Source organism: Kordia sp., from assembly GCF_045105435.1.
Classification (GTDB): domain Bacteria; phylum Bacteroidota; class Bacteroidia; order Flavobacteriales; family Flavobacteriaceae; genus Kordia.
Map to the genome: position 1 here is coordinate 1 of NZ_JBGCDL010000014.1, position 13,796 is coordinate 13,796.

Genomic DNA, 13,796 nt, shown 5'->3' on the forward strand with positions numbered 1-13,796 from the left:
TTTTTCGTTAAAAATTTTTGAAGCCTTGGAGAAAATTTAGAAAAATATTTATGGTTCTAGTTTTTCATAGAAAAAACTAGAAATACCTCTGGAAAAATTCCCTTTCTTTTGTTTCTTTTCTTTGGGAAAGCAAAGAAAACGAAAGTAAGACACAAAAATGAAGTATGTAGTATATAGTTATTTTGGCATACTTTTAATTTTAATCGAAAAGTTGTTTTCAATTAAAAACAAAAAAAGCGAACCATTTCTGGCTCGCTTCGGCTTTTAAAAAATTGGGTTTGGAATATTTATTTTTTAACCAACTTCAACGTTTTTAAGAGTGTACTTTCGTCGTATACTTTTATAAAGTAAATTCCAGAAGCCAGACTTTCAATGTTGATGTTATATAACATACCACTTTGCTGATTGGTGGTTAATTCATAGCTCTTTCCAGCCATGTCATATACTTGAATTGCTACTTTTCCGTTTAGCTTTTCTTTTCCAATAAATACATTTACATCTGTATTTGCAGGGTTTGGATACAAGCGAATTTCATCAGTTACGGCTTCTTCTTCTGGCAACGTAAGTAAGCCAACTTCTTCATTTGCTTGTCTTCCTACAATAGATGGATCTTTACGATTTGCTTTGTACTTGCTATTACAGAAATCTGTTAAGAACGTAGTATCTGCCAATAGCATTGGGTTTGAAGTGTCAAAAGGTGACTCAATACGCCATATAACTTCTGGAGATGTTACCGATTCTGGATTGGTAACGATCTCATTTCCAGCAACAATATGTACAATATAATCTCCAACAACAGTCAAATTTCCGTTGATGTAAATATCATTCCATGCGCGACAGGTATATACATTGTCGATAAGTGAAAAACGTTCTACAGGACTTCCGTCAAAAACAATATCATCTAAACCAACATTTTCAGGAGTAACACCAATATCTAAACCTGTATGTAATGTCGGATCAATATATTCATACGTGTAATTTTCCACAGGTAAATCAGGATTATTAATATCGTACGTTAATATTTGTGTACTTGTATTTTGTTGTCCTTTATCATTAAAAGTCTCATATTTAATATCTACGATTAAGATCAATTCAATATCATAAAATTCCAAACCAACACCTTGCGTCGTTTCGCTTAAATATTCTCCTTCAGTAGAGAAAAATTCTTGCTTTAAGCCAATTCCAGCTTTAAAAGCTCCAAGCGCGTCCAATGGCATAAATGGTGTTTGAAACGAACCATCAAAGTTTTCGAAATAGTGAACGTCTGTTGAAGCAGCACCGCCGTCTTCGTCTGTATACGGATGTGTAGTAAAGGATGTAGTAGCTCCCCAACCATCTTCCACAGTGTTTGTATAAGGTGTTCCTGTATAACTTCTCCATGGATCATACGTATTTACGTCGTACGCAATGGTTTTGTTTACAAATACATCGATATCTGCATATTCTCCAATTCTATGATTTTTATTATACGGATTTGCATGTAAGTTGGTGGTGTAATGCGGATCGATAAACGTGTTGAATTCTTGTCCGTTTACATCTATATAATCGGTTTTTGCTTTAAATCGAATCGCAGCTCTTATAGTATAATCCTCAATATCGACTGCTTTGTTTAACGAATAAGCAAGCGTATTGTTGACTTTTAATTGATATTCTGTCGTCCACGATTTATACGATACATCTTGTAATGCGCCACCAGAGTTTACTATGAAAAAGTCGTCTTCAAAAGCGGTATCGGGTGCATAACGTCTGGTAATGGTCATTTTTGGTGAATTTAATAAAGCAAAAGTTCCCAAGACTTCATTATACACAGGATATTCATACATGGTTTCTAAAATAGGATCTCTTTTGTCCAAAGGTTCTGGAGTGTCTAAATTTAGCACTTTTGTAGCTTCTGTTCCGTAGGTTCCAGGCGTGTAAAATGTAGGACCAGCTTTTTCAATAGTTGCCGAAATTAATCCTTGAAAATTCATTTCCGTAAAGGTTACACTTGGCAATCTACTTGCGTCTGGTTCGCTAGGTAATGGTACTTTTTCAAAGTTTTGTTCAATGTATGTTTTTGCATCAGAACCCAATACTTTTTTCGCAATTTTCAACAAGTTATCAATATCAAGTTTACCTGATTTTTTGATGAATGAACCATATTTTTCTTTCATTTTGGTAAACCATTCTGTAGCTTCAATTGGACCTGTATCAATGGCAGTTCCGCCAATTCCATAAGTAATGATGGCAGTTAACGCATATTTTAGTGTTTTGAGTGCTCCTAAATTATGTTCTACAATTTCATTTTGCTTTCCGGCAGCAGCCAAATCCGTTTTGTATTTTTCATAACGAGATTCATAATCTTCTACTAGTTTCTGCAACCCTTTATAAATTAGGATTCCGCCTTTTTCTTCGTCATTTCCTGTATAATCAAATCCAGATAAAAAACTCATCGGATCAATTTGTAAAGCGTCATTAATTAAATTATCTCCATCAGCTTCTACAGAAATTGCTCTTCCGTGTAATTCTATATTTTCGGTTCTTATCTCATTAAAATGGATTTGTATTTTTGATGGATAATAACAGGTACATGGATCATACGCAATTTGAAAATCGGCAGAAAACCACTGACGTTGTGCATTGGTAGCTTTTGCTAATGATTTCATCACCGTTACTTTTGATTCTTTATCTAAAGGAAGATCTTTTCCGCTATATAATCTTCCCAATCCTGTTGCGCCAGAATTATCATCATTCAGTACAAAACTCATGACAACTTCGATAGCATCTGCGCCAGAAGAAGCATCATCATCCAATCCAAAATTGGCAAAAAGTCTGATAACGCCCGAATATTTGTTGTAAAGAACAATATATGGCAAGGCTTGAAACGTTTCATTACTATCGGCAATGTCTACGTTATTTGGAAAACGACCAATGTTGACGAGCAGCAATTCCCAACCGTTTTTTGGAAGCGGTCTTGGTGAATTGTTAATGTAATTGTAATGCGGAATAGAGTTGGACCAAATATTGTCCATTTCTGGCAATGGAATTCCTGACCAAAACATGTTCGTTAAATCGTAATCTTCAAGTCCACCACCACCAGTAAGCGGAAACCAGTTAAATCCATTGAGATATCTTTCATCTCCATCTAAATGTTCTAAATCTTTCGGAAGTGCATTATTTGTAGGGTTTTCAGGATCAGTACTTACATCATTGTCACATTGTGCAAATGCGATGCTTGAACCCAATAAAAATAAGACACTAAATATGTATAGTTTTTTCAACATAGTGTGTGTTTATTTTTTTGTTTCAACTTTTTTCAATCTTTCTTCCAATTGTAAAACATACAAGGTAAGTTCTTCTACTTTTTCAACAAGTAAACGATTCATTTCTCCTAAATCGGCACCTTCTTTTTCAACTGTTTTTGCTGTTGGAATGTTCGGTAAATGTTTATTGGTAGTTACAAATGTTCGTAACTCATCTAAAGGCATTAAATCGTAGTCGTTCTCAAATACATAATCAGGAAAAGGATTTAAGGTTGTTGTATACTTTCTTGCATATACTTCTCCATTTGGACGAACTGCAAAATTTACATTATTACCATTTGTACTAACTACTTGAAGTGCATTATGAGCATTATTTCGCATGCGAACACTCAAACCAAATTTAGAACCTTGACTACTGTTTGAACGAATAAATAATCCGTTGTCAAATGTAGAAACAATATTAACTGCAGCTTGTTCAGGACTTGTGTTTGGCAGATAATAGCCATCTGAACCCATCCAAATTCGTTTGTGAGCACCATTTAGTGTTAATCCAACACTTCCTGTACGGAGTTCCAATTTCTTTTTCTCTTGATTGGTAATGCTGAAATCATATTTAGACATTCTAAGTACAGTTCCATCGGTACTGCTTGAACCAGTTAAAGAGTTTGTTAATCCGATACGAGCTGTTTTTCCGTAATTGAGACTTCCTCCTCTTGTACTTTTTGTTTGTGCAGCTCTGCTAGCTGGTAAATGCCCAGAACCACTAGAAATAATATAATCTGTAATTCCGTGTACTTGAAAATTAAAGTGTACGTCACTTTGGCTTGTTCCTGTTCCAATTCCGACTTCTCCTGTACTTGGATAAGGAAATGTATTATTCCATTGTGCGTTTGCAACTGAAACGAATAACCCTAGTAGTAAAATTAAATAATGCTTTTTCATTGTATAAGTATTTTTTATGATTAATTACTTATATGGGAAAATTAAGCACATTCATTACCCAAGAAAAAATAAAAAAGATAAATTTAGGGAATCAAATGTTATACGTGTGTAGTTGTAAATGTTTGATTTTTTGATAGTTATTTGTGAATTTGGACCATAAAAAAAAGCGAGCTTCTCAGCTCACTTTTTTTATATAATAGTATTAATTTTTTATTCAATAGGTTGTAACAATAAATCTTGTCCGTCTGATTCTGACATAATTAATCGGATCAATCCATCTGTTCGTTCCAAATACGAAAAAGCACCATTGTCAATAGTTGCAACAAGTGTTTCCGTCATAATTGGATTGCCATTTCCATCAATATCTTCTCGTTCTTCTAGTGTAAACGTATAATTGTATGTTCCTGCATCGTGAATTAAATTGTCATTAGAAACGACAACAATACCATCTTCTAAAAATTCATAATTGATACTTTCAGCAGAATAGTCGGTAGTTTGATTGGTAGAAAACGGCGTATAAATATACATGAGTTTCCAGTTGCCTAGCATTAAATTTTCTTGTTCATTTGCTTCTGTGATTTCTTCAGTAGCATCTTCGTCTGTGGAGCAACTTACAATTGCTGCGCACATACAAATTAAAAGAATTGCTTTTTTTATAATCGGTGGTTTAAATGCTATCACTAATATATGAAATTTCTTAAAAACTGTAAGTGTATATATGAGAGTTAGTTAATTACTGTTTTTATTCTAATTTGTTTAGTAAAACTGTTGTTTCATCAGATTTGAAACGTTCCGTAATTTTTGTGTTTTTTTGCAATGCTTCCATGGCTTTTTCTTTATTCTCCATCTTTAAATATAGCATGGCGGTATACCAATTTCCTTTGGAACGTTCGTATGGATCAGTAACATTAGCTAGTTTCTGAAAAGTAGCAATTGCTTTTTCGTTTTCATTCAATAAATCATAAGAAGCGCCAAGATATACCAAGCTGTTTGTATACAATTCGTATGTTGGCGTTACTTTTTGAAAGAAATCAGCAGCTTCTTTATACTTTGCTTGTTTAAAAGCAATTTCACCTTCTGTAAATGCATCTTTTTCCGATCCTTTTTCAGCGAATGAAGATAATCCAGACCAATCTACATAGGTTTCATAATACGAACTATACGCAGTATTCATTTGTGTTGTGTAAATTCCGAAAAACAAAATAAGCACAGCTGCAATAGCAATGTACTTGTAGTATTTTTGTAGCGGTTTTACTTTCGTTTCTTCACTAATATATGCAGCTTCTGCATTGCGAATATTGGTAGATAAATCTTGGTATTCTTTACTGCGTATTTTAGACTTTAATTCGGTTATCCGTTCTTTATTTTCAGGTTGTTGAATATTATACCATTCCTTTTTACCAAGAATGTCAAATAGTTGTTGTTGCAGGCGCACTTCTTCTTTAAATTCGGGTTCGCTGCGCAAACGTTTTTCAAAAGCTTCCTTTTCTGTTGTTGACAGTGTATTGCGTAAATAACCATCAATTTGATTTAGTAATTGTTCCGTAAGTTCTATTGCCATTTCTTCAATTTTTGAAATAGTTTATCTTCTTTTATAAGCTTTATAAGCTTTGTTCTACACTTAAAAACACGTTGGCGTACCGTATTAATAGATGCGTATGCATATTCAGTTAGAATTTCCTCATAGCTAAGACCATTAAAATAACTACTTAGAATTTCTTTGCAATTTCCTGAGAGCAAATCAAACTTATCAATGTAAAAATCAAACAATTCTTGTTCAACAATGAAGGTGCTTAATTCTTCCTCTTTGTCTACTAGGGTATGTGTATCAGTTTTTATTACCTTGTTTTTCAAAGTTTTTTTCCAAATATTTTTACAGACCACAAATAAATAGGCTTCAAAGGATTGTATTTCGGTTCTTTTTTCTCTTTGTGTAACTATAATATACATCAATCCGTCATGGAAAACATCAGAAGCATCTTGTGAATCGCCTCTATTTTTGAGAATAAAGGATTTTATTTTTGGAAATACGCTGCTGTAAATTTCTTTTGTAATTTTCTCATTTCCAGTTATCAGAGCATTTATAAATCTTTCACTATCTTTCATAAATTAAAAATGATTAAAAATATTGGGTAATGTTTTCAGTGTTTATTCCCCTATATGTAAACGCAAAAATTAAATTTTATGAGAAATATACAAAAACTTATTGCATTTGTATTCGTATTACTTGCATGTTCATGCACAACAGATGATACTTTTATTGACTCAGAGAGTACTGTAGTATCAAAAAACAATAATGCCAACACTACACAGGGAGTTTCCCCGAACAATATGCCTGTGTATTCACAAAATGAATTGATTATTCAATACAAACCAGGAACTCCTGAGACTATGAAAGCTACAATTCGAACGAATCATGGAATCAATCCGAGTTTGTCAATATTTATGCAAGGTTTTGGCATTTATGAAATATGTAGATGTAACAATCAAGACATAGAAAAGTGGATTTTTCCTAACGGAACCATCAATATAGAACCAAAAAAAGGAGTCATTGAAGATGAAATAGATGGAGAAGCACATGGTGTTGACAATGTAGATTACGAATTTACTTATGGCTTTGAGGTAGACAATCCGGCAACAGGAACAGGAGCAGATACAAGTTATGTATCGTATATTAAACCTGTAAATAACGGAATTACTATTGCTATTTTAGATACAGGATTGGCAACAGGTTTAACCGTTTTTAATGATGGAGGCGGAGCAACTCAATTTTTGTACAATGCCGCAGATACTGCTATAGGAGAAGAGCTGTCGGGTTGGGATTTTGTAAATAAAGATGCGAACACGTTTGATGATGACCCTAACATGCACGGTAGTATTATAGCTTTTCAAATTAGTAATTCGTTAACCTCTCAAAATATAAAGCATCAAATAATGCCGATGAAAATTGCAAACAAACAAGGAAAAATAAGTTACTTCAATTCTATATGTGGAACGTTAAGAGCTTTTGAAGTTGCTGATGTTGTCAACATGAGTTTTGGTTGGTATAACGATCCTTTTGGTGATTTTGGAAACACCATTTTTGAAAACTTACTAGAAACGTATAGTGATGTAATTGTGGTTGCTTCTGCTGGAAACAACGGAACTAATAATGAAGAAATACTGCATTATCCATCGTCATTTCCGCAACCAAATGTTATTTCTGTAGGATCGTATAACGAAACATTAGGAATCGCTTCTGCTTTTTCAAATTATGGAAGTACTGGTGTCGATTTTTACGCCAAAGGAGAAGAAATATCTTTTTATGCATCTTCTGTAGAAGGAACCTCTTTCGCAGCACCGCAAATTGTAATAAAAGTGGCTGAAATAATGGATTCTGGTATCATGTCAGATTTGCCAATGGTAGACAGAGTAGCAGCGCTTGGACTTCCAGTTACGGAGTTTTTTATTCGCTTGCGCGATCGGGAAACTGGAGAAGAAATCATAGATCCTGGAACAGGTGGTTTCATGTATATGAATACCGTATATAATAGATACATTCCTATAGGTGATTAATAAATAACGTCTATTTTTATTACAAAAATGGTTTCCTTTCGTGTACTTTTATTGCTAAACTGTTTGTGCTTTGTATGCTTTTCAAATGCACAAGATGCGCTTGCATTTAAAATAGATAGTGTACAGAAAATAAAAAATAAAAAAGTAAAAAAAGAAGGCTTTAAAACCATCCTTCAACAGCAAGACACATTAGTAGAAACAGAAAGTTTAGGAACGCTTTATCATGCACTTGGAAATTCTTATTACGAGGAAAAAAAGTATGATAAAGCGTTTTTATGTATACAAAATGCAGTAAAAATAAGGGGAAAATATAAAAACTTAGAAAACTTAAATGAAAGTAGGTATAAGTTAGCTGCTATATACAATAAACAGAAAAAACCACAAAAGCGATACGCCGTATTGGAAGAAATTACAAACGATCAAGGAATCGATGAATTCACCAATAAAGCACATCGAATTTTAGGTAAAATAGAAAGAAATAAAGGCGATTATCACAAATCAATATCCTTTTTAGAATCAGGCTTTTTAAACAAACCTACTCAAAAATTAAAATATGAAAACCTACTTCGATTTAGTATCATACTAACGTATGCAAGAAAATATCAAAGTACATTCGATTTGGATGAGAGTAATGCTGATTTACAAAAAATAGAAACTCATAAAAGGAGTATTGAAAAAAACGGAATCAAGGATGCAACATCAAAATTAAGCCCCAAAAGTGTGGCGGCTATGCACAATAGTATTGCAATAATATATGATAGCTTTCAAGAGTTAGAAAAAGCCTTAAATTATTATAAAAAGGCCTTAGATTTTTATTCAGAAAATGACGATTTATACAAGGAATTAAAAGTCTTAAGTAACATCGGTCTTATTTATTACAAACAGGAAAAAAATGTACTTGCATACAAAACATACAATCGTGTAATAAAAGAATCTAAAGATGGAGAACAACGTGCAATGGCCTACGATAATGTGGGTTATTATTTGCCTAACATGTCTGCAAAAGATAAAATTCCATACTTTCAAAAAGCAATTTGCTCCGTTTTAGAAAAAGAAGCAAATGAGGAATTTCAATTGCCAACATTATCAGAAATAAAAGCATTGGATTATGAACAAGATGTATTAACATATTTGATTGATTTAGCTGATCATTATATGCAAGCTTTCGAACAAAAAAAAGAAAAAGAATACCTTCAAAAAGCCAAAGAAACAGTTGTATTAATTGATCAATTAGTATCTTATATTCGCTATAAAGTGGATACAGACGCTTCTAAATTATTTTGGATAGAAAAAGGAGTCAATACCTATGTGCTAGCTGTAGAAGTTTGTTACTTACTTCAAGATACTGAAAAAGCATTCTACTTCATGGAAAAAAACAAAGCACTATTACTGCAAGAAAACATAAAAACCTTTCAAGCAAAATTGGTGTCAAATATTCCAAAATCAACACTAGAACGTGAATATCAACTAAACTATGAAGTAGCATCATTGCAAGAACAATTTCAATTGAAATCCGATAATGATGAATTGAAACAACAATACATTCAGAAAAAGTCGGAATATAAAACCTTCATGGATTCCATGCAACGGATGTATCCGAAATACATAAAAACAAAAGAAAAAGTAGCGATTGTTTCTTTAGAAAGTGTCATAAAAAAATACAACACACAAGAAACCGCTTTTGTCGAATATATTTTACACGAAACCGATGGATACGGAATTTTTTATGATGGAAAAACACTCGATTTTTTCAAAATTGAAGCGATAGAAAAATTTCAAATGCAATTGCAATCCGTACGAGATTTTATGACCAAACGCAGTATGGACACTAAAGAACGAAAAGAATTTCAAACAATCGGACATCAAGTATTTCAGCAATTATTTCCATTCAACAATGCATTGGAACGTTTGCAAAACAAAAAACTAACCATCATTTCCGATCAAGCATTGCAGTATATTCCGTTTGAAATATTACCAACGCAAACTACGGGAAAACTATCTAAAAGCTATCTGGTTAATACCATAGAAACTTCATACTTACAATCGTTTTCACTCTTTAATCAAATTCAGCAAAAGCAAAATACGCCCACAAAAAAGTTATTAGCGATCACACCAATTGAATTTCAAAACAAAGAATTGCCAACACTCACAGAAGCTACCGAAGTTTTTGAAGCTTTTAAAAAAGATACAACAACTCTATTCTTCCAAAGAGGAAAAGCCACAAAAGAAAACTTTTTAAAGCATCAAAATCATTTCAGTATCATTCACCTCAATACACACGCAGGTTTAGACAGTATAACACAAACACCTTGGATTGCTTTTCAAGATAGTAATATGACACTTAATGAACTCTTAGGACTCGAAAATCAGGCAGATTTGGTCATTTTAGATGCGTGTAAAACAAACGATGGTATCAATCTTTCGGGCGAAGGAATCATCAATCTTTCCAGAGGGTTTTTCTACAACGGCACCCAAAGTGTATTGGCTTCACAATGGAACGTCAATGAAAAAGCTGGAAACGAAATATTACAAATGTTTTACACAGAATTAGAAAAAGGAAACTCGAAGTCGAAAGCATTGCAACTTGCCAAAAAGAACTATCTGCAGCAGCATGAAATGGAACAAAACATACCGTATTATTGGGCAGCTTTTACCCTTACCGGAAGTACAAACGCACTTGTAGAAACTTCTTGGTGGAATGTTACCACAATTACGATCGGACTTATGATCTTAATTTTAATACTTTTTTATTACAGAAAGAAAATTTTTAAATAAGTATAAAGAGTTTACAAACAATACAATACGCTATTTTTATTAAGAAAGACTAGCTTTTTTCATTTTTGTTGGGTAATAAATCTCTCAAAACTTCCCATATAGATAAATAGATCTATCAAGGGAAACTCGAAAACCTTTTTAAAAGAGTAGAGGTCATTAACAAAATAACAACCATGAAAAAAATAATATATTATTTAATTCCGTGTATGTTTTCATTCTTGGTCATTGGATGTAGTGAAGACGATCGACTACTAGAAAACACTGAAGATACAACGCTTCAAGATATTCGTCAGTTGACAGACGATTTTTTGAAAGTACAAGATAAAATAACGATACATACTAAAGCTATTGATCCTGCAGTTGCGGCAGTTGATATTAAAGCAGCAATTGATTCTTATAACAATGATCCAAGTGATATGGACAGTGTATATGCAGATGGAATTGCAGCTTCTGGCTTAGCCTCTAGTGGAATTGCGCAACCAAATCCAGGTAGTGGAGCTGACAATACTGGAAATCCATTAGATCATGCAGGAAAATACCATGTAGATATTTTACACCATCAATTAACACAGCAATATAATTATGTTGCGCCTAATGGAGTTTTTAATTATGATAGATCAGTAGAAGTAACGCGAAATTTATTGGTAATGTATGGCGAAAATGTAACTCAGTCAAACAGTCATACGTCAAGTTCATTTAATGTGTATTACAATAAATTACGACAAGAACTTCAATCTGTAAATAACTTATTGTCAAAAGCGATATTAAAGATGAGAGCTCAAGGAAAAATATCTTCTTTAGAAAGTCAAATATTACATTCTTATTTTACGATGCAAGAAGGCGCTACATCTCTTAATTCTTATATTCAGTACTCTATACAAGTTGAGCAAATGGTACTCAATTCAAGTTATCCACAAAGTACAAAAGACTTTTTATTATTTACGATGGCAACAGCACGTCATGACTTTAACTATTGGAATCCTTATGGAGTATAAAAACTAACTAGCAATTAATTTAATGAATTATGAAAAAATATATAAATATAGTATCAATCGTAACATTCATACTTTTAATAAGTAGTTGTTCAGAAGAAATAACAAAAGAAATTAGTGCAGAGAATGAAGCTATTGAAGAAATTTCAAAAATAACAAATGACTTTTTAGCATCGCAAGAAGGAAAAATACCTTCCTCAAACAGCAAAGCATTTGATCCAAACGATTATATACCAGATATTGAAGCAGGACTAGAAGATTATATGGAAAATGGAGATGTAGGACAGGCTGTATCTGTAGGAATAGCGGCATCCCAAAAAGCGACTAGCGGACATGTATGTCCAGCAAATGGTAATGGAGGAAATTCAATAGCAAATGTAATAAACACAGCAAATCCACTAGATTATGCTGGAAGATATCATGCGGAAGTTTTAGAAGAAGCATTGATTATGCATAGAAATCAAATATATCCAAATGGAGTTTTTAATTTTACGAATTCGATTAATTACACACACAATTATTTAGCTTCAAACAATATGTATATTAATTCAACAAATGCCATGACAGAGAGCGAATTTAATGTGTTTTATGCTAATATGATTACGCTACTTCAAAACAATAACTATAAAATGTCAAAAGTTGTTAGGATACATGAAAACGAAGGAAGAATGTCATCAACGGAGCGTCAGATATTAGAAATGTACTTTCTAGCACAAGAAAGTTCTAATACATTAAATGGATACATTCAATATTCTATTCAAACAGAAAATTCAGTGCAAAACTCAAACCTATCAAGCGATTCAAAAGACTTATTGTTATTTACCATGGCAACTGCGCGCCATGACATCAATTTTTGGAATCCTTACTAATCAAAAAACGAACAACCATCACAAATAAGGGGAATATGTATAATAGATACTTTTATCAGACCAACTGAAAAAGGGTATCAAATTTTTGCGTTGATTATGCATATCAAAAAAGGCTTTCTGTAACAGGAAAGCCTTTTGAAGTTTATGAAAAAATTATAGAATTGAAAAATTACAAAAGCATTCCATAAATTATTTATACTTTTATGCGTGAAATAAAATAGGAAGTATATCAATGAAGATACTTATTACGGGAATTGCAGGTTTTATTGGTTCGCATGTCGCAGAACATTTATACAATTTAGGTCATGAAGTTATCGGAATCGATAATTTTTCAAACTATTATCCAGTTGAGTTAAAAAATAAAAATGCAGCTGTATTACGTGCCAAAGGAATTAAAATTTTACAAGCCGATTTGCGCGAAGTAACTTCCGTAAATCAATTGCCAGAAACCATTGACTATATTTTCCACTTTGCAGCACAACCTGGTATTGCAGCAACGTCTACTTTTGAAGATTACCTGACTAACAATGTCATAGCCACTCAAAACTTATTGTCGTATGCGTTGAAACAAGATGATTTAAAACTCTTTATAAATATTGCAACTTCCTCTATTTATGGTTTAAATGCTACATTTCCAGAAACGGTGGCGCCACAACCAGCGTCGCATTATGGAGTTACAAAACTAGCGGCAGAACAATTGGTTTTATGCAGCTCCAGGCTGAACGAACTCAAAGGCTGTTCCTTACGTTTATATTCTGTATACGGTTCGCGAGAACGTCCAGATAAGCTTTTTACAAAACTTTTAGACTGTGGATTGAACAACAAAACATTTCCGCTATTTCAAGGCAGCTTATCGCATTTACGAAGCTTTACACATGTAAGCGACATTGTAAAAGGAATTGTAAGTGTTATAGGAAAAGAAGAAGTGTGCAATGGCGAAATTTTCAACATTGGAACCGAAGCAGAATACACAACACAACAAGGTGTAGCTGCTGTAGAAAAATTACTCAATACAACTATAAAATTTGAAGAATTACCACCGCGTTCGGGCGATCAACAGCGTACAAAAGCTAACATTGACAAAGCTCGAGAACTCTTAAACTACAATCCGACTGTAACTTTAGAAGAAGGTGTAGCTGAACAATTGGTTTGGTTTCAAGGTTTATAATGAATTTGAAGCTGAACTTGAATGAACAATAAATTCCCTCAGTAACAACCAAACGTCACTTCGAGTGAAATTTTACAGAAATTTTATATCGAGAAGCGCTTTAAAAGAGGAGAAGCCGATACTAAAATTCTAAGAGTGTCAGCGATCTAACAGCGAAGCGCATCTAAAATCACAACAAAAAATGGCTATTACTAAAGAAACAGATTGCCACGTCGCTATGCTTCTCGCAAGGACGTTTCAATGACTACCAAAA

General features: G+C 33.1%; 10 protein-coding genes. 5 read left to right on the plus strand and 5 right to left on the minus strand.

Annotation, left to right across the window (positions count from 1 at the left end; all coding sequences use genetic code 11):
- Positions 1 to 287: 287 nt before the first annotated feature.
- The 5 genes from AB8B65_RS00455 to AB8B65_RS00475 all read right to left on the minus strand — a co-directional run bounded on the left by AB8B65_RS00455 (position 288) and on the right by AB8B65_RS00475 (position 6,290).
- Complete coding sequence (locus tag AB8B65_RS00455; RefSeq protein WP_405298821.1) at positions 288 to 3,263, minus strand: T9SS type A sorting domain-containing protein; 2,976 nt, start codon at positions 3,261 to 3,263, stop codon at positions 288 to 290.
- 9 nt (positions 3,264 to 3,272) lie between these two features.
- Positions 3,273 to 4,184 carry a hypothetical protein gene (locus AB8B65_RS00460; RefSeq protein ID WP_405298822.1) on the minus strand — a complete coding sequence of 304 codons (912 nt, stop codon included), beginning with the start codon at positions 4,182 to 4,184 and terminating at the stop codon, positions 3,273 to 3,275.
- A 210-nt stretch (positions 4,185 to 4,394) separates the two neighbouring features.
- Positions 4,395 to 4,814, minus strand: coding sequence for a hypothetical protein (locus tag AB8B65_RS00465; RefSeq protein ID WP_405298823.1), 420 nt, complete (start codon positions 4,812 to 4,814; stop codon positions 4,395 to 4,397).
- A gap of 112 nt (positions 4,815 to 4,926) precedes the next feature.
- A complete protein-coding gene (locus AB8B65_RS00470; RefSeq protein WP_405298824.1) occupies positions 4,927 to 5,745 on the minus strand; it encodes a tetratricopeptide repeat protein in 819 nt (272 codons plus the stop codon).
- Positions 5,736 to 6,290: an RNA polymerase sigma factor gene (locus AB8B65_RS00475; protein WP_405298825.1), complete on the minus strand. Its 555-nt coding sequence runs from the start codon at positions 6,288 to 6,290 to the stop codon at positions 5,736 to 5,738. The genes AB8B65_RS00470 and AB8B65_RS00475 overlap by 10 nt, the downstream gene beginning before the upstream one ends.
- 78 nt (positions 6,291 to 6,368) lie before the next feature.
- Between AB8B65_RS00475 and AB8B65_RS00480 the strand changes: the two genes are divergently transcribed.
- From AB8B65_RS00480 to AB8B65_RS00500, 5 genes are all read left to right on the plus strand, one after another.
- On the plus strand, positions 6,369 to 7,739 hold the full coding sequence (locus tag AB8B65_RS00480; protein ID WP_405298826.1) for a S8 family peptidase: 1,371 nt from the start codon (positions 6,369 to 6,371) through the stop codon (positions 7,737 to 7,739).
- A gap of 27 nt (positions 7,740 to 7,766) precedes the next feature.
- Entirely contained in the window at positions 7,767 to 10,514 is a 2,748-nt protein-coding gene (locus tag AB8B65_RS00485) for a CHAT domain-containing protein (protein ID WP_405298827.1), read from the plus strand.
- Positions 10,515 to 10,687: 173 nt separating this feature from the next.
- A complete protein-coding gene (locus tag AB8B65_RS00490; protein WP_405298828.1) occupies positions 10,688 to 11,509 on the plus strand; it encodes a hypothetical protein in 822 nt (273 codons plus the stop codon).
- Between the two features lie 29 nt (positions 11,510 to 11,538).
- A complete protein-coding gene (locus AB8B65_RS00495; RefSeq protein WP_405298829.1) occupies positions 11,539 to 12,375 on the plus strand; it encodes a hypothetical protein in 837 nt (278 codons plus the stop codon).
- A gap of 232 nt (positions 12,376 to 12,607) precedes the next feature.
- Complete coding sequence (locus tag AB8B65_RS00500) at positions 12,608 to 13,543, plus strand: NAD-dependent epimerase/dehydratase family protein (RefSeq protein ID WP_405298830.1); 936 nt, start codon at positions 12,608 to 12,610, stop codon at positions 13,541 to 13,543.
- Positions 13,544 to 13,796 lie beyond the last annotated feature (253 nt).